15 protein-coding genes, 1 tRNA gene and 1 pseudogene are annotated in these 22,256 nt (G+C 40.2%); 4 read left to right on the top strand and 13 right to left on the bottom strand.

The annotated features are described in order from the left end of the window. Positions 1–770: 770 nt before the first annotated feature. A tRNA-Asn gene (locus AAIE03_RS04990) sits at positions 771–846 on the bottom strand. 317 nt (positions 847–1,163) lie between these two features. On the opposite strand from AAIE03_RS04990, the gene AAIE03_RS04995 reads away from it, so the two are divergent. Next, entirely contained in the window at positions 1,164–2,285 is a 1,122-nt protein-coding gene (locus AAIE03_RS04995; protein ID WP_105076822.1) for a Gfo/Idh/MocA family protein, read from the top strand. Between the two features lie 72 nt (positions 2,286–2,357). On the opposite strand, the gene AAIE03_RS05000 is transcribed toward AAIE03_RS04995, so the two are convergent. The 3 genes from AAIE03_RS05000 to AAIE03_RS05010 form a co-directional block, all read right to left on the bottom strand. Continuing rightward, positions 2,358–3,188 carry a glycosyltransferase family 8 protein gene (locus AAIE03_RS05000; RefSeq protein WP_105076823.1) on the bottom strand — a complete coding sequence of 277 codons (831 nt, stop codon included), beginning with the start codon at positions 3,186–3,188 and terminating at the stop codon, positions 2,358–2,360. A gap of 17 nt (positions 3,189–3,205) precedes the next feature. Beyond that, a complete protein-coding gene (locus AAIE03_RS05005; RefSeq protein ID WP_105076824.1) occupies positions 3,206–4,588 on the bottom strand; it encodes a D-arabinono-1,4-lactone oxidase in 1,383 nt (460 codons plus the stop codon). Between the two features lie 67 nt (positions 4,589–4,655). Beyond that, positions 4,656–5,297: a TetR/AcrR family transcriptional regulator gene (locus AAIE03_RS05010; RefSeq protein WP_105076825.1), complete on the bottom strand. Its 642-nt coding sequence runs from the start codon at positions 5,295–5,297 to the stop codon at positions 4,656–4,658. 426 nt (positions 5,298–5,723) lie between these two features. Here AAIE03_RS05010 and AAIE03_RS05015 point away from each other — a divergent pair, with 426 nt between their 5' ends. After that, positions 5,724–6,095: a type III secretion system chaperone family protein gene (locus AAIE03_RS05015; protein ID WP_042676490.1), complete on the top strand. Its 372-nt coding sequence runs from the start codon at positions 5,724–5,726 to the stop codon at positions 6,093–6,095. 672 nt (positions 6,096–6,767) lie between these two features. Here AAIE03_RS05015 and AAIE03_RS05020 read toward each other — a convergent pair. Continuing rightward, a complete protein-coding gene (locus AAIE03_RS05020; protein WP_042676491.1) occupies positions 6,768–6,998 on the bottom strand; it encodes a helix-turn-helix domain-containing protein in 231 nt (76 codons plus the stop codon). 526 nt (positions 6,999–7,524) lie between these two features. On the opposite strand from AAIE03_RS05020, the pseudogene AAIE03_RS05025 reads away from it, so the two are divergent. Continuing rightward, positions 7,525–8,497, top strand: a pseudogene (locus tag AAIE03_RS05025) (integrase core domain-containing protein). A 365-nt stretch (positions 8,498–8,862) separates the two neighbouring features. Continuing rightward, positions 8,863–10,146 (top strand): cellulase family glycosylhydrolase, encoded by a 1,284-nt coding sequence (locus AAIE03_RS05030; protein WP_181460461.1) that lies wholly within the window; start codon positions 8,863–8,865, stop codon positions 10,144–10,146. Positions 10,147–10,427: 281 nt separating this feature from the next. Here the strand turns inward: AAIE03_RS05030 and AAIE03_RS05035 are convergent, their stop codons facing one another. The 8 genes from AAIE03_RS05035 to AAIE03_RS05070 form a co-directional block, all read right to left on the bottom strand. Next, positions 10,428–10,814, bottom strand: coding sequence for a type III secretion system chaperone family protein (locus AAIE03_RS05035; protein WP_042676492.1), 387 nt, complete (start codon positions 10,812–10,814; stop codon positions 10,428–10,430). An 18-nt stretch (positions 10,815–10,832) separates the two neighbouring features. Beyond that, entirely contained in the window at positions 10,833–12,944 is a 2,112-nt protein-coding gene (locus AAIE03_RS05040; RefSeq protein ID WP_498562836.1) for a hypothetical protein, read from the bottom strand. Positions 12,945–13,146: 202 nt separating this feature from the next. Then, positions 13,147–13,665, bottom strand: coding sequence for a cytidylyltransferase family protein (locus AAIE03_RS05045; protein ID WP_498562837.1), 519 nt, complete (start codon positions 13,663–13,665; stop codon positions 13,147–13,149). Positions 13,666–13,668: 3 nt separating this feature from the next. Continuing rightward, positions 13,669–14,274, bottom strand: coding sequence for a CDP-alcohol phosphatidyltransferase family protein (locus AAIE03_RS05050; protein ID WP_112900175.1), 606 nt, complete (start codon positions 14,272–14,274; stop codon positions 13,669–13,671). Further along, a complete protein-coding gene (locus tag AAIE03_RS05055; RefSeq protein ID WP_498562838.1) occupies positions 14,271–15,848 on the bottom strand; it encodes an AMP-binding protein in 1,578 nt (525 codons plus the stop codon). Before AAIE03_RS05055 ends, AAIE03_RS05050 begins: the two co-directional genes overlap by 4 nt. Beyond that, on the bottom strand, positions 15,835–16,890 hold the full coding sequence (locus AAIE03_RS05060) for a hypothetical protein (protein WP_105076829.1): 1,056 nt from the start codon (positions 16,888–16,890) through the stop codon (positions 15,835–15,837). The genes AAIE03_RS05055 and AAIE03_RS05060 overlap by 14 nt, the downstream gene beginning before the upstream one ends. Continuing rightward, entirely contained in the window at positions 16,883–19,588 is a 2,706-nt protein-coding gene (locus AAIE03_RS05065; protein WP_498562839.1) for a phosphoenolpyruvate synthase, read from the bottom strand. Before AAIE03_RS05065 ends, AAIE03_RS05060 begins: the two co-directional genes overlap by 8 nt. Before the next feature lie 21 nt (positions 19,589–19,609). Further along, on the bottom strand, positions 19,610–22,240 hold the full coding sequence (locus AAIE03_RS05070; protein WP_498562840.1) for a hydroxymethylglutaryl-CoA reductase: 2,631 nt from the start codon (positions 22,238–22,240) through the stop codon (positions 19,610–19,612). Positions 22,241–22,256: the final 16 nt, after the last annotated feature.

The following is a 22,256-nucleotide window of genomic DNA, read 5'->3' on the forward strand; positions in this document are numbered from 1 at the left end:
ATCTTTCCTGCGTTCATTAGTAAAGGGATACTCTTTTACTGCGCGTACTGTAAGCCACATTTAAATCTGCTTGTTACAGCAACCGCGCAGAGTATAACCGTCATCTGAGCGGTAAAGCGCTGCAAAAAAGTAAGTGATAAAAACGGTTCAAGGACCATCTAAACCTCTCACTCTCAAAAAACTGCACGTAAGAAAACTTTGCTGTTATGGAAAATAATCTGAAATTAATATCGGCAGGAAGGTAAAAAATTTTAGAACTGTTGTAAAAAAAATGACATGATATTGAAATGTAATAACAATTTTCGGCGGGTGGTTTTTTTAAGTCTGGCTACGCTCATAGGCAGTATAAGCGCTTTTTTACACAAATATTAATGACCCATAAGGACAATCGAAGTAATCAAGAAAGAAGTTAAGCTGTAAAGAGAAGGAAATCATTTTTTCAATGAGCTAGATGGTAATTAGCGACTGTTCTACATCACTCTACTTATGTTGAATTTTTTTGAAATTGAGAATTAATATAAGCGTGTTTAATTAAGGTTACAATGTATTGTTAACTACATATAAAAAAGTGCCCATGTAATCCTTACGTCTCTTACACCTATGAGAAGCTGGTAGCCATTGGATCGTTTTTAAGAGTTAATGTCGACGATGGTCAGGACAAGAAGAATTCTCTGCTTCACGATAGCATAGCCGCTCAGCGCGATTTTTATTATGCTTAGCTTCGATGAAAAAAGCCCGCTCAGCGAAAGCTGAGCGGGCTTATCTAAATCTGGCTCCTCTGACTGGACTCGAACCAGTGACATACGGATTAACAGTCCGCCGTTCTACCGACTGAACTACAGAGGAATCGTTCGAACGGGGCGCATATTATCGACGTCGCGCATGCTTGTCAAAGCTCTTTTTCACAAAAGTGTCTGATTGCTGAAATACTCACCAACTCTGTCCTCTGCGTCGTATCGCTTAGGTCCGCGACCACGTTTGCCATGTGTATGAGGCTTTTTAGTCTGTTCATTGACACCGCATGTCAGCTTAAAACATGGCATCGCGTTAAACGCCTACGATTGTTCTTTATGTTCGTCACATTTATTTCATTTTTAGTTTGAAATGCCTATAAATGGAATTTATATTTCATTTCAACTTTTCTCTGTCCGCCCGGAGTTGAAATGAATAAAGTCAGAATCGGCATGATAGGCAGTGGGTATATTGGCCGCTGCCACGCAATCGCCTATGCCCAGGCCCCTGCAGTGTTTGCGTTAAAAGGGGAGATCGTTCGTGAAATGCTGGCAGAGGTGAATCCCGAACTGGCGGCAAAGCAGGCTGCCACCTTTGGGTTTGCCCGCGCCACGGGCGACTGGCGCGAGCTGGTGCGCGATCCCAATATTGATGTGGTCGACATCTGTGCCCCCAATTTCCTTCACAAGGAAATGGCGCTGGCCGCAATCGCTAATGGTAAACATGTCTATTCTGAAAAACCGCTTTCACTGAACGTTGCGGATGCTCAGGAAATGGTTGAGGCTGCAACAAAAGCCGGGGTGAAAACGCTGGTGGGCTTTAACTACATGAAAAACCCCACCAGCCAACTGGCGAAAGAGATCATTACGCGAGGCGAAATTGGCGATGTGGTGCATTTTTACGGCACGCACAACGAGGACTATCTGGCGAAACCTGACACGCCGCTCGACTGGCACTGCCAAAAAGCGTTGGCCGGACTGGGTGCTCTGGGCGATCTGGCTGCGCATATCGTTAATATGGCGCATTATCTGGTTGGCAACATTGCGGAAGTCAGCGGTGATATGATGACGGTCATCCGGTCGCGTCCCGATCCGAACGATCTCAACCGCCAGTTGCCGGTCGAGAATGAAGATCAGGCCAGCGCACTTTTGCGTTTCCAGAACGGGGCGCACGGCGTTATCGAAACCTCGCGCATCGCCTGCGGGGCCAAAATGGGTCTGACCTATGTCGTGACGGGAACGAAAGGGACACTGCGTTATACGCAAGAGCGGATGGCAGAGCTTGAACTCTATCTCCACGATGAACCTGCAGAACGTCAGGGCTTCAAAACGATTCTGACCGGGCCCGCCCATCCGGACTATGCCAGTTTTTGTGTATCAGCAGGGCACGGTATTGGCTTCAACGATCAAAAGACAGTAGAAATTCGCGATCTGATCAATGGTATCGCCGCAGGCGACCGCATGTGGCCAGATTTTGCCGAAGGTCTGCAGGTACAAAAGGTACTGGAGGCGATCGCGCAGTCAGCAACGGAACGGTGCTGGAAGGAAGTCTAGGTCATTCGTTATAGCAGACTTAACGCCGATCAACCGGATGCGCGCCTGCTGAAGGCCAGGCGCGCCGCGTCATCAGCGGTCAGAAACTTTGTCCCACCACAGCTTATCCATCGCGTAGTAGCGGTCACGCTGACTTACCGGCTGTGACAAATCCCGCTGCCAGGGTTTAGCCAGAATATAGTGCAGGTTCTTCACCTCTTCACATTGCCACAAGGTCTCATGCTGAAAGCGCAGGGTTTTCAAGGCGTTGTAAATGTAAGACAGCGGTAGCCACTTATCTTTAAAGGCTTCGTTGAGTAAGTCCTGCTCTGAAAAGGTGTACGCGCGCAAATCATCGATGGCGGCAATACGCGATTCAAGGTCCTGAAAGAGGGCCTCATCCGGTTCCAGCACCAGGAACCCGGCATTCAGATAGTCATCAACGTGTTCCGGCGGTGCCTGCTCCCGCTCCTGCCAGGTATAATGGCAGAACTTGGGCTCCCAACTGTCAGGATAGGACGCAATCTGATTAGGATTACAGCGACAGGCATGGCAGGCGGCAAGGGTGAACTCACCCAGATCCAGTGTAAACAGCTCATCCATATTTTTTAAGATGAGCATGTCAGCATCCAGAAACACCACGCGACGATAATCGGTCAACTGCCAAACGCGCAGTTTTGTCCAGACCTCACCAAAGCGTTCAGAGGCGTAATGCTGGTTCAGATCGCTGTGCGGATAAAGCGGGTCAACCCGACGGATAAGGCAACCCTCATCCTTAAGGGTTTCACAGTCGTCATGGCTTATCGCATCGGTCACCATCACAAGCAAAGGCCAGCGCGTTTGGGTTTGTTGCAGTGAACGGTGCAGCGCTTTTACGCCCACCAGGTAGTCCGGTTGCGTCAGTAACGTTACCCAGGCAAACATAGCATTCCTTCTCTGAATTATTTAAACAGCGCAGCGGTATAGTCGTTGCTGAAGCGATTGCTGGGATCAAGCCGTTCACGCAGGGCGCGGAAGCGATCCCAGTGCGGATAAAGATCCCGCCAGTGGTAGAGTGAGGCATCATAATATTTGCCCCAGTGCGGGCGGCCACCTTCTTCAGCCAGCAGTTTCTCAACTTCGCTCAGGAAGTGCAGGCCTGCCTCAGAAAGCGATCCATCATCAGCGTAATACACGACAAAACCAAAGAAGCAGGTCGGTTGGTCGAAAGCGGGGCTCAGCCAGGCGGAGGAGGCACCGGTGCAGCGCAGGATGATGGGATAGTGCATGTGTGGCCGGTTCTCGGCATACCAGCGTTTGATTTTGCTGATAATCGCCGGGGTACGTTCCAGGGGAACGCCGATCTCTACGTTGATCTGCGGTACGGCAACACCGCGACAGAACAGTTGATAGATATCCCCGGTAACGTCAGTAAAATCGCGGAAACGCGTGACGGTACTAAATTGTTTACCGCCTTTACCGTGAATCTGTGTATCGCGATGCATATGCTCCAGCGTCTGTTCAATCGTCTCGTTCAGGCTGTCATCACCTTCATCGGCATGCTCCACCACTTCGCGTCCCTGTTGCTCGTAACGCTGGATCTCGTCGTCGCTGGCCTGATGCGCATTCCAGACATGCATGATGTTGTCGTCGACAAACCACCAGACTTTACTGAGTGCGTAGTCTTCATTCCAGCGCAGCAGATCGCTTTCCAGAGTGTCTGCGGGGACCGCATTCTTGTGGCAGGTGAAGATGCGGAAAGGCTGGGTACGCAACGTCACTTCGGTCACAATACCCAGCGAGCCCAACGACACCAGCGCCGCGGCAAAATCGTCATCACCGCGCGACAGTTCCCGCACACATCCATCGCTCAGCACCAGTCGAATCTGCTCAGCTTCATCCGCGATGGAACTTTGCTGCAGGCCCTGACCGTGCGTACCGGTTGCCATCGCGCCTGCCAGTGTCTGCACGGCGATCACCCCCGGCGACGAGGCCAGCATCCGGTCCATGTCTGTCAGAGTGCGGTAGATGTGTTCAAGCGGCGTGGCGCCTGCAAAGGTGACACTGTGAGCATCGCTGCGGATCAGGCCCGTAAAGGCACTGAGATCCAGCAGCAGATCGTCGGGATGCACAGCCAGCATTTTGCCGGGCGAGTAGGTTTTACCCATCACGCGCACTTTGTTGCGGGCCTCGCGCAGCAACTGCTGCAGGGCAGCCTCATCGGTGGGGCGGTTTACCTGTTGTTGCGTACCTATTGGCGCATTCTGGGCCCAGTTCCAGAGTGTATTGTCGTGAGGATCACGTTGTGTCTGGCGAAGCGGATAAAGGCTGGTGTCTCTTCTCAAGCGGCTTTCCTTACTTAAGTTATATTATTAATACTTCTTAAGCTTAGACTATCGCGTTGAGCGCTTCTCACGCCTGCTGTGAGCCAATGTAACGCAGGGTTGCCGTGACGGCGAGCTGACGATTACGACGGATGATGGCGTCTTCATTCTCATCCCGACTAAACAGCGTGTTAAAGGTGAAGCGGTTGGACACCTGATGGACACAGATACTGCTGATCAGGCGATGCACGTCCAGTGTCTCAATCTCTTTGATGAACAGCCCCTGATGTTGTCCCCGACTCAGAATATCATCGAGTAAATCCAGTGCGCTGCGGTTCAGTTGACTCAGGCGGGCAGACTGCGAGATGTAGCGGCCGCGAGACAGATTTTCCATGCAGATGAGGCGCACGAAATCCGGGTGGGAAACATGGTAATCGAAGCTGGATTCAACCAGTTTGATAATGGCCTGCTCAGGGGCAAGGGAAGCCAGATTCAGGCCGGTTTCATGTTCCCTGATCTGCTGATAAACCTGTTCCAGTGCATCAATATAGAGCTGCTCTTTATTGCCAAAATGGTAAACAACCATCCGTTTGGTGGTCTGAGCGTTTTCAGCAATGTGCTCCAGACGGGCTCCTTGCATGCCAAACTCGGCGAAGGTGGTCAGTGCGCTCGCAAGAATGCGTTTTTTAAGCCCCTCAGGGTCGTTTTTGCGTTTCATAGTGTCCGACATAATGCTTAACAGGGCGCCCGATAACGATAAAGTGAGACGAGAACATTAACATAGCGTAAAAAAATGTTAGTTACACTTAAACAAAATGAAGATTAATAAGTCAGGTCTGGGACAACAAGATATATCATGTGCTGGACATATTAAGCTTCTGGACATATTAAAATTTCACATATTAGCTGTTATATTGAGGGGGTGAATCACTGTGAAATTAGAAATGCAAGCTAGAGACTGAAATTAAACGAGCTGATTTATAAACTCAAGTCTGGCGCTATGTTGCTAAAAATGACGCCCAGCTAATATGTCTGGGTTTATTTTATAAAAATATAAGTACTGGCTACTACCATGTGCGAAAAAAAACCACAAAAAAATGGAACCTTATCAAGAGAGAAGACACACAAAAAGTATACTTAAAGTTAAGTGAAAAAAATGATTGATGAAATACTGAGAGAGCTTGGTGTGGATGTAAACACTATTGAACCCTGTCAAGGCGAGGTGTATGCATTAACAATGAATGATGGAAATGAAATAAACTTACATATTGATGATAAAAATTGGTTACATGCAATGTCTGAGTTTTCATGTAGCGTTGACGAAAAAGGGATTATGTATAAACAGTTAGCATGGTTCAATGACTTCAATGTGTCACATCCACAACTTATCATGGGTGTGAACAGAGATAACGAAAAGATAGTTCTTCACAGCCGCTTTCACTGTGAAAATACGAACAGAGTTAAAGTCATTGAATTTTTCGAGGTATTCACTCTGAAGTTAAATGAGATTAAAAATTTCTTTAATTGATAATCTGTCTGAAATTATAATACTGTATTTATCTTGCATTATTAAGTGCAGTTTTTATAAAGTAAGTATTAAAATATGTTTAGATAAAGTGAAGTGTGATGATTTATCAGGAATGAAGAACATTGAGTGCATCCTGATTAGTTGTTACAAATGTATGTATATGCAAAAAAGATGAATTAACGAATGGGTACTGTTGACGATTTATCAAAAAAAATAGACTGTCTGATCGGTGGTATTGCTTGTGAGAGATTAAAAAAAGGGTTTGAAGTTAACCTTGCCGACGTTATTAGCGACCTCTATATACTAAGTCAGGCAACAGATAACTGGCGTGAACGGTCTAGGTGTAGATTGGCAATAAGAGTTTTATTAAACAGACTGAATTAATATTCGTAACGAAAAAAATTGAATGCCAGAAAGGAGTGGCTGAATGCTTTTAGATAGAAACATGAATTTTAGTATGTAATAACTCGCATTTGATTGAAAAATTACATACGTCATTTTTATAGCATAAACCTTAAGCCAGAGAAGTGGGATGAGGTTTATGCTAATTTTCAAAATATCTTTTTTAATTTTATAGAAAATAAAAGTCAGAAAGGAAATACGCTATCTTTGATAAGAAAATAAAGTGCGATTAGTGTCATTAAAGATAAGTTATTATATCTTCCGAGTTTATTATCGTGAGTGAAGTTTGTAATATGGATGTTTATCAGCAAATAATAGAAGAAGCTCATATTCAGCCTGAGAAAGCAAACTTTTTGTTTCTTTAGCTTCTCTTAACTGCCATGAGCGAAGACTAAAACCAAATCTTTCAGAAGCCTGAGCTTGTGTTAAATTCGCAGCGATCCTCAACTCTTTAATGTTCGTTTGAACAGGAATAAATGACATATAAGCGTTTCTATTCATAATTCATCCTTTTAAATTATATTTTTTTAAAGGGTAATCCCTGATGCTGGAAAATTTTAAAACTAAATAGGGTAAGTTCTTTTACAATGTTAGTCATTAATAATGCAATAGGTCAATATCTCAAAAGGTAAAGAATAATAGAGTGATTTTAATGTGAAGAAAAAATGCAAGTAATTGCACATTGGAAATAATTAAAAAACAAGCATAAAAATTTAACATGCTGTTTTTAAAAGGTTAAATTTTAAAAAGAAGAAGATAGAACAGTGGTTGATTAAAAAAACTAATTATTTAGATAGAAAATTTTCAAGACGTAGACTAGTAAATAAAAATCTTTATAAAATGATTTTTTCAAGAGAAAAACTTCCAAAAATTATGATGGATTTATATAAAAAGTATGAATCTCAAAGCAAAAATGCAGGTAATTAGCAGATTCTTAACGTTGATTAACGCACCGTCATGTTTGTCATGTCTTTGTCTGTCATATGAATAAACCTCTGCGAAGAAGCGTGTTTCCGACGAACACAACGTGAGTATCCGCTATGAAGCGGAAACTGGAGTTCTTGTCCGTAAACTTTGCAGTAACCACATCATTTCAGTTACCCGGTTATACACACAGCGTAATCAGTATGGCGGTGCCTGATGCCTCCCGAGGGAGAGAACAGCAGACTTAGTATTCTGCTGATCAAGCCATGCCGAACAAGGAGGCATCCTTTGAGAAGGCAGTGCCGACAGAGCTGCACCAGAAGCCGTGGAAGTTGTGCGCGAGGTTAATGGGACGTTCCTACGTCGTATCTGCAGGCTGACTGGTTTTTCCCTTAAAGCCTATCGAAATTAGATCAGCGTCCTGCTGCTGCGGTGCAACTGTCTCTACCATCAATGTATTGGCACCTGAATGCCACAGTTTTGCTTACCGGCGTTTCTGGCAGCTTCGTTAACCACAAGTAGGACTACCGCATTTCTCAACGTAATGGGCTGAAAAATACAGAGGATGTCTTGCAGAACTGGCAAAAGAAGGTATGCCGCAGCGCTGCGCGATGGTGCAAAGTCTTAGTGGGTCAATGAATTTTGTCATGGACGCACTGGCCATCGGTAACAGATGAGTGGATGACTTCACAAAAGAATGCCTGACGTTCAATGCTGCTTTCAGGATTTCAGGGAGGGAGAGCACGCGTATTCTGGACATCATTGCACTTTGTAGAAACTAACCGAATACGATAAGCACTGATCAAGAACCGGCGTATAAATCAGTAGAGTAAACAGTGTGCAAATCTGCATGGCGTAGACCTGTGCTTGATTCAGCCAGTCAAGACAGCGCAGGACGAATTTATCAAGCGTTTTAACGGACGTTTTTGCGACCAACGCCTGAATAAGGACGGGTTAAGCATTGGTTTTCACAATAACAAAGTGATGAATAAGGGTGTCAGGATTATAACAAATGCCGCCCAAACTCGGCGCTAACTTACCAGACACGATATGAATATGAAGCGGACTGGGATTAGTAGGTGATCAAACCAATACTGCTAGCTTTTCGTTACATCCAAGCTTAGGTCAAGATTTATTATAATAAACGCAACCTAAACATCCAGAAAATGAAATAAATTCCGCTCTAGTATTAAAATTCAATAGGAAAAAATTTCACTTCCATCGGAACAAAAAAACATCACTTATCCACAAATACATAGATGTAAAGCTGTAAAAATGAAATGATCGGATTCAGTGATAACAGTCATTTAAAAAGGATTTTAATAGTTATAGTGTCGTCACTATCATTTAAAGATATTGTTAGTAAATAAGAAATGAATAAATTTATAGAAGAAATGGTTTTATAAACTTACTTTAACTTAAAGTGATTTAGGAGAAAAATATGTGTGTTAATAATATCTATAGCTCATCTTTACCAGTAAGTAGCATCGATGAAGGTAGAAGAGGTATTGGTGAAGGTAATCTAAAAATTGATTTGAAGATTGACAGTACTAATAACGCACCTTCAAATGTACAGTGGGGAGAAAGTATAAAGAGCTCGACGTCATTAAATGATAAGGTGGAAAATCAAAAAGGTGAAGTGGCAAGTGATAATTTGGGTAATGAAACGTTATTTAATGAACTTCGCTCACTGATAGATCAAGCACTTAAGATGTTATCACAAATTATGCAAGGTTCAAAAAATAACCAAGATGAAAATTTTATACAAGAGCAAGATGATGATCGGTTTAATAATGATGTTAGTCAGAGTACAGATGATATAACAGATGACGATATTAATCAGAATGTAAATTCATATGAAAAAGGCAACGTAGACTCTTTTGCTAAGAAAGATTCGAGTGGAATAAAAGGTGGGGCAAATACAGTACCAGACAGAATTTCATCTCCGCAAGCTGCAACACAAATGGTGCGTGATGTCAAAAGTGCTGGAGGGCAAACGTTACGCATTCAAATGACACATGATCAAATCAATTCACCGCAGCAAATGGATAAGCTAAAAGCATTAGTCAGTGAAGGTGACAAACAAGGAGTAAAGATTCAATTTACATTTAGGGATAATGCTAATGGCGGCGGAGGAAATATTCTCAAAGATGATAAATTGCAACAAGCCGCATCGGATATTAAAAATGTTGTAAAATCGCTGGGGCATCATCCCAGTTTTGTTCTAGATACTTTTAATGAAGGTGGACGTTCTGCAACTAAAGATTGGGCTGATATGCAGAGCACCCTAATCAAGTCTGCTAGAGACGCAGGTTATAAAGGTCAGATAGTAGTGGAGGACAGTAACTGGGGAGGCGGCCTAACTGAAGGTGGTGAAAGTGGACTCATGAAATATGCAGAACAACTAAAGCGTGCGAATGGCAACAACCCAGATTTAATTGGTAGTATTCACGAGTATGGCGCTGGATCAGATGCGACAAGTAGGCTAACCAAAGAAATTACAGGTCTAAAAGAAGCAGGCTTTAAACCACAAATTGGGGAAGTTGGAAATGCTAACTGGGTTGGAGGAGATAAGTTTGAAGAAAGAGATGGAGCCATCAATGCAGTTAAAGGAAATATAGATCTCCTTAAAGAGGCCGGAGCCACTGTGCTTCCATGGATGGATCAATTTAGGAACGGGAAAATAGAACATAAGGTAGGTTTTTCAAAAGAAGATCAATTTTGAAATGAAATATTAAATAAAATTTATTTATGTGTCGATTATAAAACTAACCACATATAACTTATGTGGTTAGTTGTTGTAAACAAATTTGGTAAAACATACGCAAAGGAAATCTTATTCGTTCTGTCGAAAAATTGATTTTATATTGTGGCACTATAAAACATTTTTAAATCACATTAAATCAGTTAAAAAAAGGACGTATGATGATGTTCTCTCTGGCACCTGCGTTTTCAAACAGTACTGCACAGAGGAAAGGCAATTATTATCAGTTATTCAAAGCACTTTTAGTCCAACCGACTGGCGGTGTCGAAGATAGCTGAGGTAAATCGATTAGCAAGGAGGGATAACTCGTCGTCTGATAGTTTCATAAGAGAAAACTTGGTCCATAAGATAACATCCATTTCTACATTTAAACTATAAGTAATAACGGGATGCGTATTTTCGAAAGTATTTTTTTGCAAGAAATAAATCAACACATCTTCTCGTAAATATTTTTTTTTATTTTTTAAACGAGATGCCAGCATAGCATCTCCGTTATTGGACAGTGTCAAGTAAAAGAAAAAACCGTCTGTTTCTAGTTCATAGTTCAAGGCAGGAGTGATAGTTGTTATCGATATGTTCAGCGCCTCAAAAAAAGGCTTAAGTACTGACAGCATCATTTGTTCATTCATATTCTATCCTGTTAATTATTAATCTCCGAGGCTCAACCAAAAATCCGCACTTTGTAACTCATCTGGCAAAGAACCGTAAGGAGAAAGGCTCGAAAAAAAAGGTTCACTCTGAAGAGGAAGGGAGTGATTGAGTTTAGGTGTAATATAGTTTAAAAGTTGATCTACAGGAGTATTAATTAACTCTTCAAGTGTTAAAGAGTCGAAACTTACCCCATCTGGTATGCTATGAAATTTTGTAGGATCAGAGTGCTCTTCAGCACTTGAATAACCTCCGTGCTGCAATATACCTGATGTATATGAAGAGAATGTGCCGATATCATTGTTTGCTTGTTGGATTATATTCGAGTTTGTTATTGATGTTGAGGATGATAAAGGATATTCCGATTTGTCAATCAGCATCATTTTTCCTGATGTATTCGACGAAAGATTATCAAAATTTACGTCACTGCCATTATGTGATTTTATCATTTTTAAAAGATCACTGTCGATTGAGCTCAAACCAGAATTAAGCATTGTTTCGAAAGCTTCGGGTGTCATGTTAGCAATACTTTCTATTTGATCATGTAAGGCGCTATAAGGCTGACTGAATGCTTTATCATCATAAGGCGTTGAGGACAGATTCATATCATGCTTAGAATAGAAAGTCGATGTTTCATCAGGATTATGCAACAGTTCGGAGAACTTAACGATTTCATCATTACTAATGTTTTTCAACATATCATCGAGGAAAAGCGAAAATTCGGCGGATGACATTTTAGACAAAATATTTTCGAATTCAGATAAAGAAGTACTCGCTGAGGCATTATTAATCGAGGTGCTATCGAGAGAAGAAGTAAATTGATAAACGTTATTATTAACTGTATCCTGTTGAACATGTGCCGTATTATGCAAGTGGTCTATGAATGGTAATAAATTGAAATGTGTGCCATATAACCCATTTATTGATGTAATGGGATTAGGTAAGTTTGTGATGTTCTCTGTATTTAAATTATAATCGATTTGAGTTGGGGAAACCGTATTTTCCTCAAATTTACTTGAGTTGATATTAGAAGAAGAAATATTAACATCACTCGAAAAGTTTTGTGACATTTCATCAGCTAATGTATTAGTAGAACTGTAATTACTATCATGTATATCCACAGGTTTAGCAATAAATTGTTTAGGGAATAATATTTGTGGTCTGAAGAGACCATTTATCACTGAGTTAAGATCGGACTTTTCTAATATATCTTTATTCATTTTCTCAGGAAGGTAGCGGCACCTTTCTATGATTGAAAAAGCGAGGCCCGGTAAAATATGATCCCCGTGAAAAAAAGAATTAAGCGTATTCAAGCCATTCACATGTTCATTTAGATGCTTCATTACAGTGTTTTGATCATTTTCATCAAGACACTCGAAACCTTTTAACCATTTAGGTGGATATGGAAATGCCTTTGTTATAGGATCAAAAAGATGCATTAGTGCATTTTTAGATGAAGAAACGTTTTCCAGTGGAAACGAAAACTTATAACGGCCAAAGCGACTGTGTACTTTACCTTTCTGTCCCGACTCTTCAATTGAAAAAAAAACATGATCATCTGTTGCCAACTGTTTAAGGTCAGCTTCTTGAGTGTTTGCCAAAGGAAACGCTATGCCTTTATTAAGTAATTTTTGGCGTGAAAACAATTTTGCATGACCACTTTCATCTAAAATATTTTGATTAGTTGTGTGAGTGAGTAAAAAGTTAGTTCCGAAAAATCTTTTTAAGAATACTATTTCATAGTGACTAAGCTTCCCGATTTTTTTATATAAATTACGCAGGTTATTGCCAGAAATAGACTTGACACATTTTATTCCAGTATGTGTTTTCCAATCTGTACCTGATGAAAGCATATTTTCTTGTACTTTAGCGGCGATTTTATTTCGGATGCTGAAGGTGAATTTTTTTGCAATGTTTTCTAATTTTTTATGAGTTAACTTTCCAGTTAGATGCCACTGATCGCACAACGAGTTAATGTCATGACAAGAGGGTGATGCAGAAAATATATGAGGAGGTTTATCCTCTGATTTCTCTTTTTCTTTACCTTTAGAATGTAATTGAGATTCAATGCATTCTAAATTTTTTTTATGATTTAGGTAAGGATGAAACATCTTGATCTCCTTTAAATAACACTCTCTTTTTGTGTAAAAAAAAAGGAGTTGGTTCACATGAAATATATTAATATATGCGGTTTTAGCAAAATGAGTTCCAAGTGAAATTTTTCAAATAGTGCAAACTGTGAGAAAATACATTCAAAAGAATAAACTAAATGGATAAATCTATAATTTATAATTCAATACAATTTGATGAGTCTCAAAATCGCGTCTTCTTCAAAGATAAAGCATATAAAAAATTTTTAACTAAAATAGCACTGATGATAAAAGAAATGAAAATAATAATTACTTGCAGAAAATTCAAATTGATCACGAGAGAACAGCCTGCCAGTACACCCAAGGCGGAATCTGCCTGATCGAAAAAAATGAATAATAGTCTATATCGCGTTGGTGTCACACCGGCAGGGACACCAATTTTTCTTTTGAAAAAAGAATTTGGAATTTCACCCAACATATAACCCCATCCGGTTGAAAATCCAAGAAGTAAAGATGTGTGGAGAGGTTCTTCAAGTAAATTTAAAATGACAGGGGCCACGAGTGTACTCAATAGAGGGACAACGATGAATCCTCTCAACGTTTTGTTTCTACCTAACAACTTTTCATCTATAGGTACTGCTAGAAACGAATAAAGGTTATAAGTAACAATAACCATATGCAAGCATCCTGCTATAATTACAGGAACAATAAGCAGCAAAATTGAGAAAGAAGATTCAGTCATTAGTTATCCAAAATGTAGAGCACCGAAAAAAAATGATCCAATAAGACATAACGTTATAATAATTTTAAGAGAGGAAAATTTAAAAAAAGGGCGATCAATTAGCATAGCAAGACTAAACCCTGTTAGAATTATACTAAGAATAATTGCGTTAATAAAATCGGGGAGTATATAGCTTGTTAATTTCCAACCGCTGATTATAAAAATACTCCAGAAAACGGGCATTCCTTTGTATGCAATCCTCTTATTGTATTCAATATTACCTGTTGAGTTAAACAAAGACAGGCGTAAGCAACCACATACTATCATTAATATGATGAATAGTAACCATCCACCATTATAGTTGTTCTGGTACAAAAATAGCGACGGTGTAATTAAGTAAATAATAAGATCTGCAAAACCATCAAGATATCGTCCGAAAGGACGTTCATTAGCGTAATAACGTGCGACTTTACCATCAAGTGCATCCGCAAGCATGGATAAATACAACAAACAGAGTGTTAACCAGTAAAAATTATGCAAAGCAGCATAGCTTGCTAAAAGTGCTAAAACTAAACCACATAAAGTTATACCGTCAGCAAGTGTAAGCGAGATGATAAGTCTAATTTTCATTTCAGCGTTTCTCTATAAAAAGGTTTGATTTTTTTATTGCGTAACATAATGCGAATACGCTTGTGATCAATTCGACTATGATGACGAGAGTCGACAGGTAATTTCTTAACTATGAAAAAATCAATATTCTCGTTAGGGACGAGATCTTTAAGAATTGCATATGCATACTGAATGCAATCGTGTTTTTGTAAAACGACACCAATATGATTATCATTACTTTGAATGACGGCACAGATTCGTATATGAGGAGACGCATTTAATTTTTTTTCTAATATGTAGGGAGCGATTACTTTACCACTCGTTGTCTGAATAATATCGTTAACTCTACCCGTGAGCCATATGCGTCCTTTATTATCGAGAAACCCCGTGTCACCAGTAGAATGCCAAAACCGTCCATCTGAATCAGTTATTTTATGAAGTCTTTCTGCTTCCGGATTTTCAAAATAATGTTTTAGTACTTGAGGACCGCATACCAGAATTTCACCATGATCGCTGTGGCCAAGAACATCAAATAAGTCTGGATGAGGACGTATATACACCTTAAGCCCTTCAACTGGTTCGCCTGCCAGGTAACCAGGATGTTCACTCCACTCCTTAAGCAATGTATTCATGTCGATGTAGCTAATGGGTTCGGCCTCAGTCGAGCCATAATTAATACCGCATTCTGCGCGAGGGAAGTGTTTTAAACACCCTTCAATTAGGACTTGTGTCACAGGCGCTCCGCCAATGATAACGCGTTTGACAAATGGGAAATACAAATTATGCTGAGAAGCATAATTTGTTAATTGAGATATCCATGCAGGAGAGCCAGACAAACGAATCGGAGTTTTTGGCAAAAAATGTTTTATAATTAATTCTACGTTTATAGTGCCATCTGGTTCAGATTTGGGTAAAAGAAAGCTTGAACCGGATACATAATGACTAAACAGAGCGAGTACGGGGAAAGAACTAATGTCATGCTGGTTTTTTTCCGGAAAGTATTTTAGCAAAGCTTCGCTTTGTGCATTTAGGGAACCATGAGTGCGAACAGCACCTTTAGGAAGGCCTGTTGAACCTGAGGTAAAAGTAATTAAAGCAGTGTCATCGTCATTAGCAGGAGTAACATCAAAAGCGCTTATATGCTTATCTAGCATTGATTCACTAATATCGTCTAAAAATCCCATAAACAGACGTTTTTTTCCTATGCTTAAACGGCGAACTCTCCATAGCTCAGGTAATATGAACCATTTTTTTGCTAAATCAGGCATAACTAACATAGCATCCAGACGGGCATGGCTAAGGCACTCTCTGGTTTTTTTTAAACTTAGGCCACGTTCAATAATGACGGGTATAATCCCAGCACCTAACATGGCATAGAGTAAAATGTAAAAAGTTATACTGGTTGAAAGGATAAGAAGCGTTCGGTCACCTCTTTTTAAGCCAGCATTACTAAGTTTTTTCTGGGCAAGGCCAGAGAGTCGAAGGAGTTCAGAATATGTTAATGATACAACTCTCTTATCTGAATTCAAGTAAGTAAAAGCAGGATTATGCGGTGTGTTATTTTGATTAATGACCAGGTTTTCACAGTAATTCATTTCTAATATCCTTATTAAAAAGACCATAATAATGAAACCATTTTTTTGGGCTATGGCATGCTTTGAGTGCAGTGGCTGCAACAGGTCCTTTTAAGTTTACCAATGCTGTGCCGAGATAAGGAACATTCGGTCCACAGGAGTTAATAAACTGCTTTAAGAGAGCAGGGTAAAGAAGTGAACGGCGGAACTTAGGTGTGATCATAATTGTTTTCAGAATCCCTGCTTGATATGTATTGTCAATGAGATTAAAAAGCAGTCCAATAATTTGTTCACTAGAATCAAAAACAAGACACGATCCGGGTGCATGACAGAAAGAACGGATTGTCGTTTTATTAAAATTCCAGTCAAAAAAATCTTTTTTACATGATGTCCAACCTAAGTTTTTACTGAATGAATTAGTGATGACTTTATATAAATTTTCCTGGTGTTTATCCCATAAAAGTGGGCTCAGAGGTTTAAGTGTTATATTATGCTCAGCGATATAATCTTCTGTTTGTGAAGGAAGCGCTAAGGAGCGTACTGTCAGTGTCTGATCAAAAACCGAGAAATAACGTCCAATTTGGGAGAAGCCAAGCCGAGTCAATATGGTTTGATACCATGATGGATTGTATGGTTCACCGTAAAAAGGTGAGAATCTTGGATTGTCCAATCTCAGACGATATTTGCCAAGCGTAGAGAAATTAATTGGACCAATAAGCATTGTTGCACCCTGACGGTGGGCCCAACGAGACAGGGCACTAAAAAGTCTTTTATTGGGAAAGAAAGTATTATTTGTTTCCCAAAAGCCAAAGCGCGCGATAACTTCACCTGATTCTGTAACTGAGCAAAAACCTGCAATGCGAGCCTCTTCACGAATATAGCCTATCCATACTTTCCCGGTCGCAAGCCAGGGATTGGATTTACTAAACTGATGCTTAATATTCATGCTGTCTTCACCAGGCCACAATGGATCATTATCATAAACATATTGAGGAATGTCTAAAAATTCCTGTTCAAGACTTTCGCCTTCTGACCATTCATACTGAATTAGTGGCTTAGTCATTGGCGATGTCCTGTGCAGAGACAATCTGGGTGACAATGCCCGTTGAACCGTTCATTCGTATTTTTTCACCATCACGCAAAAACTGTGTAATTGCTGGTACACCTACGATGGCAGGTATGCCCATTTCACGTGCAATAATCGCAGAGTGAGAAAGAACTGAACCACGCTCAACAATTAGTCCGCTCAAGCCAGGAAAAAGTGGAGCCCAACCAGGATCGGTTCGTACTGTACACAAAATATTTCCTGCAAGTTCTGATGCATCAGTAGGGTCAGAGATAATTCTGACTCTAGCTTCAACAACACCTGGATAACAGCCAGTTCCTTTAAAAACTGAATCGGGGCTGCGAGCAGTGTAAAATGCATTTTGGTAATCACAGTCCTGTTGTTGAAAAACCGTTTGTTGGATTTGAAAATGATGAGACGGTTCTTGACTATGTTTGTAGCCTTCATATTCCTGTCGACGTAAAAAGATGAGTGGTCGCAGGGTAGTTTGTACGACTGTACCTACTAAACTTTGATATATCTCTTCTCTGGTTAACCAAAAAATATCACGTGCATTATCTATCACGCCTTCAAGAGAAAATTGCTGGCCAAGTTGTAAATAAATGTCTCTGTAAAGTGAAAAGGTTTTCGTACGTATAAAACGTAAGAGCTCTCTATCATTAATAGCTTTTCGCAGTTTCTTTAAATTTTTCTTAAAAATGAATGACTTGAAAAGACCAGTTTTTTTAAACATCTCATTAGGTATATGAGATTCTGCGTCTGTTCTACTCATCTTTTGATCGGCTATTTTTTCTGTGTTCAAGTAATTTCTTAAAATTGTGAATAGAAAAGTTGAATCTTGACGTAATGTAATAGTTTCCAACTTTAACTCACCTATTGTTCGATCACCATAGCGTTCTATATATTCTACACATTTAAAGTAAAATTCTGGGTGTGAAAATTTCAAACGAGCAAGAAGATTATCTCCATTGTCCATTGTAATCATCTTCTCCAGATTAGGAACACAACGAATGTATTCACTCATATCGAGCAGCATTTTGGTGGGCGCTGTGCTGACAGGACTACTGTTTTCTGAAAGAAGATCACTGTAGATTTGATTAAAGCTTTCAGGCCATATAACTTTAAGCGTACGCATAACACGACCATTGAATCGAGCGACATAAAAGTCATTGATTATTGGTGCTGTCCACTGTGATAGTAAATGTTCATCTAAAAATTGAAGTAACTTAATGAGTTCATCGGGAGAGTGAGTATGTAATGTTTTTCTGTTGACGTACTTTTCAGCATACTCATACTGTCTTATGAAAGTTTCCTTCCTCTTGTTAAGAGTCAAAATCATGTATTGAATGTTTATTAACATTCTTATTAATGAGGGAAAGCTCTTAATTCTGTCTGTCAATGATAAGTTTTTATCCTTTATCATATCAATAGGCTTTTCGAGTCCCATCATGATTTCCATGTCTTCTTTGTTAATTCTAAATAGGGGTAATAACATTAAAAGGCGATACCAGTTCTGAATATTATAAAAAACCCTGCCTTTGACCATGACAAGCAAGTTATCAACTATTGGTTTTCTTAAATTTTGTTTTTTTGCGGAACATCCAACTAATCGTAATGTCTGCTCATAGACTTTTGCATAGGCTGCACACGCAAATGAAAAGGTCAAAGGCGTCGTAATTCCGCAATACGACTCCTGAATATTTGAATTATCACAAACTAAAGAAATACGTTCACTGGTGTTATCTTTAGGAAGATGCGTAATAGGGCGTGTTTGTAATATATAAATATCATCATCAATAATAGTCCATTCAATATCCTGTGGGCAAAATTTTTGTTCGGCAATTGTTGCACCTATATCACGAAGTGCAATCAGTTGACTCTTCGTCAGCGCAGGAGATGAAGCTTTTCGATTGTCAATTTTAACTTCAAATGTTCCATAGCCCTGATTTTGATCGAAAAAAATAGCGGTATCTTTATGATTGATGATCTGTGTACTCTCTGTTCCCTCCAAAGATATTGAATATTCGTCAGTGCTGCATCGTCCTGAAACAATACCTTCACCACAACCCCAAGTTGCAGAAACGAGCATTTTTTTCCTGGAACCTGTGCTCGGATGTGCCGTAAACATAACACCTGAAACTTGTCCTGGCATCATTTCCTGAATGATGACAGCAATGCCGATAGAGGTAAGAGGCAAACCCATGCGCAAACGGTAGAGGACTGCACGGGTGTTCCATGCAGAAGCCATAACCTTTAGTATTGCATCTGATAATTGCTGATGACCCTGCTGGAAAAGCAAAGTATCCATTTGTCCAGCAAATGAGTTTTTCTTGCCATCCTCATCTGTACAAGACGATCTTACAGCCCAGTATTTATCGGCAGATAAAATTGACAATTCGTCCGTAAAATCTTTTTTAAACTTCCATTGAAGAATACATTCTCGGATGTTGCCAGCAATTTGTTCAATCTCTTTTCTACGAGAGATGAAGTCATCTTTATAGCTATTTATTTTAGCCTGAAGTTCACAAGCGATCTCGTCCATTAAAAAAATATTATTCATAACATATGAAGGGATAATCCACCAAGATGGTACGGCATAGCCATGATGTGTCAGCCAACGCAGATTATCACCTTTGCCTCCTGTTTGCGCATGCGACAACTGTGTAGCCTCGATGGAAGAATAAATATTTTTCATTACTAAACCTTATGCCAGTAGTCATATGACGTTATGTGTTAGCTGAACCAGTCTTGTCCATGTTTTCAATACAGGTACAAACCAAGACTGGGGTGAAACATGATGAAGCAATAGATAAAAGGACAATCTTCGGATACCAAAGTCACGTAGTGCTAAACAGAAACCTCGATACCATAGACTTTTATCGATTGATGTTTTTGTAAATAATTCGAGCTGCATGCGATGAAAGTCGATATAAATCTGAAGGGTTTCATTGTCTACGTTTTCAGATAACGTATAACATAATAATTCAGCTAAATCTCTTTGCGGTATGTGAACTGTTGCAAGTTCCCAATCCCAACAGCATAAATGCAGACTATCTTTCCTCAATGCTATATTTCGTGGGCTGAAGTCGTTATGAATTAATGTTCTTGGCATTGATTCCATTTCACTCCAGTCGTGCGAGCTCGATTCAGAAAAAGAATACCAATATTTGTACATTTCATAAGTGAAAGTATCAGGATGTTCCTGGTGTGAGAAATCGGCAATATCTTTCCATAATTCACTCGTAAGTGAAACAGATGTCGCATCCTGATAAATAACGTATTTGAATTTTTCTTTTAATTCCTTTTCCTTACAAAGCCATAAGGCATGTATCTCAGCTATACCTGCAATTGCTGAGTAAAGATGTATTGGTGACCAGATTTTTTGCGAGGAAACGCTATTAAACAATATTTCATTTTCAAGTAACTCTTCAATTATGATTTGATGAGGCTCTCTTTCATACAGGCCATACAATATTGGAGTGTGTTTTGTAAAAGCAGGATCAGATTGTTGAATGATCTCTATTTCTCTTTCACGTACATTGTTGAATTCAAGGAGTGGTAGTAAAGTATAAATTTGATGTCCGAGTGTTTCAGAGCACGCTGTTGCAAGGTCCTTCATTAGTGTCGCAATAGAAAATGTGGATGGTTTGTTTTTTAAAATAACGTTAAATACATTTCCTTCTTCTCTTTGAACAGAAAAAGCAAACATACCCGTGGGGAGTTCAGACTTATTATTATTGCATTGTGCAGTTAGTATACTATCCTGGGCGCCCTCCCATGAAATAGATCTTATTGCAACAGTCTGTGACGTGTCCCCCCATGCCGGTTTAAAATTCGCATTGTTGAAACAGGGAAAGAAAGTTGCTACAAGTTTGTCCTTTACAATAGCTAATGAGCGCTTACGTCCAAGTAATTCATGTGATTTAGCAAACTCATCATTTGCCAGTGCGCTCAGTGTTGATAAGTCCAAAGCTAAGCAAAAGCTGGCGATAATCTCAGCAAGTTTATAACCGTTACCACTACCGTAGCAACCAATTAACGCGAGACACTCTGCCTGGTCGGGCAGGTTTGTACCGCCACCAACGGTACCAACGACCAATGAGGGCAGCGTTATGCTGCAATAAACGATATCATTTGGTTCAAGTCTGAGTCTTAGATGAGATAGGGATGACTCGTGAGTGCATGCAATATCCTGTCCGAAAGCAGTAAACATTGCCGCTATGACGTTTGCGGTATTGATATTCATCCCCAGCATTCCTGCGGCGACTGCTCCTTCAGATAACGCGTTAAATGCATCAACAAGTTGACGGGGAGCGACTTTCAGGATGCCTTTACATGTGTGAGGAGACAATCTTACTTCAGCAGTGACTTCTGTGCCTCTACCTTTAAAAAATGAAAATCCTGAGGCCTTCTTATCACTAGAAAGATTACTCTCAATAAGAAAATGACGTAGTTTTAGTGGCGAAGGTAGATTTTTCTGAAGCCATTGACATGCATGCCATGTGCAGGTGGTGGTCATGTTTTGACCGGCTGCATCACCTGTTTCGTAAATAAACGCCAGGTGAACCACGTTTCCGATTATTTTAGGTTCCAGGTTAATGAGCTGAGCGAAGCGGGAATGCGAGTGTACGATAGCTTGTAATTCCGTTAGGAAGGCGCTTGCCCATTCGCAAAATGATATACAGTCTAAAGCCGAGTCAAATTGAAAACGAGGTACACGCATCATGCGTTGGTTTAAGACACGAGTGGTCACGCCACCACTTTTGCTTATTGCATAGGCACCTCTTGATATTGAAGCCACTAATGCACCTTCAGTTGTAGCCATTGGCGCATAAAAAGTCCCTCGCGCATGCATGCCTTTGATAAGCAAAGGCCCTGCTATGCCTACGGGTATTTCAACAGAACCAAAGAAACCCTCGAGATTCTTTTCCAGTTCTTCTGCTCTGAATTTGGTTTTTACAACATTTTGCAAACGGCTCCCTGTATGATTTCGCAGAAAGTTAATTCGTTTATCTTTTTCATCTTCATTCCATAAATATAAGTGCCGTCTTGGTAGGTTATTAGGGGTTAATTTTATATCAGGTGTTTTTTGAAAAAATTTAAGAGCCCAATAGCATTTACTAAGTTGACTGGAATCCGGGCATGAAAATTTTACCATCCACAATTCAGCTGCTGTTTTCTTTGACTCCACTATATTGAGTTGTGGGAGTTTGATAACATCTCCATGAATTCTTATCGTCATTCCTGCTTTTGCCTGGTTTTTGTCAGGAATTCTTTCATGCTCGAATAAAAGGGTGAAATCCGAGGTGTTAAGAGAAGCCACAGTGCAATCAAATATTTCGTTCATGAACAATGCTCTCGAT

Source organism: Pantoea sp. Ae19-2 (assembly GCF_059801205.1).

What these genes read in the sequence shown, in the direction of transcription:
- AAIE03_RS04995 (WP_105076822.1), top strand. Translation starts at nt 1,164, where the DNA reads ATGAATAAAGTCAGAATCGGCATGATAGGCAGTGGGTATATTGGCCGC.
- AAIE03_RS05000 (WP_105076823.1), bottom strand. Translation starts at nt 3,188, where the DNA reads ATGTTTGCCTGGGTAACGTTACTGACGCAACCGGACTACCTGGTGGGC.
- AAIE03_RS05010 (WP_105076825.1), bottom strand. Translation starts at nt 5,297, where the DNA reads ATGTCGGACACTATGAAACGCAAAAACGACCCTGAGGGGCTTAAAAAA.
- AAIE03_RS05015 (WP_042676490.1), top strand. Translation starts at nt 5,724, where the DNA reads ATGATTGATGAAATACTGAGAGAGCTTGGTGTGGATGTAAACACTATT.
- AAIE03_RS05020 (WP_042676491.1), bottom strand. Translation starts at nt 6,998, where the DNA reads ATGAATAGAAACGCTTATATGTCATTTATTCCTGTTCAAACGAACATT.
- AAIE03_RS05030 (WP_181460461.1), top strand. Translation starts at nt 8,863, where the DNA reads ATGTGTGTTAATAATATCTATAGCTCATCTTTACCAGTAAGTAGCATC.
- AAIE03_RS05035 (WP_042676492.1), bottom strand. Translation starts at nt 10,814, where the DNA reads ATGAATGAACAAATGATGCTGTCAGTACTTAAGCCTTTTTTTGAGGCG.
- AAIE03_RS05040 (WP_498562836.1), bottom strand. Translation starts at nt 12,944, where the DNA reads ATGTTTCATCCTTACCTAAATCATAAAAAAAATTTAGAATGCATTGAA.
- AAIE03_RS05045 (WP_498562837.1), bottom strand. Translation starts at nt 13,665, where the DNA reads ATGACTGAATCTTCTTTCTCAATTTTGCTGCTTATTGTTCCTGTAATT.
- AAIE03_RS05050 (WP_112900175.1), bottom strand. Translation starts at nt 14,274, where the DNA reads ATGAAAATTAGACTTATCATCTCGCTTACACTTGCTGACGGTATAACT.
- AAIE03_RS05055 (WP_498562838.1), bottom strand. Translation starts at nt 15,848, where the DNA reads ATGAATTACTGTGAAAACCTGGTCATTAATCAAAATAACACACCGCAT.
- AAIE03_RS05060 (WP_105076829.1), bottom strand. Translation starts at nt 16,890, where the DNA reads ATGACTAAGCCACTAATTCAGTATGAATGGTCAGAAGGCGAAAGTCTT.
- AAIE03_RS05065 (WP_498562839.1), bottom strand. Translation starts at nt 19,588, where the DNA reads ATGAAAAATATTTATTCTTCCATCGAGGCTACACAGTTGTCGCATGCG.
- AAIE03_RS05070 (WP_498562840.1), bottom strand. Translation starts at nt 22,240, where the DNA reads ATGAACGAAATATTTGATTGCACTGTGGCTTCTCTTAACACCTCGGAT.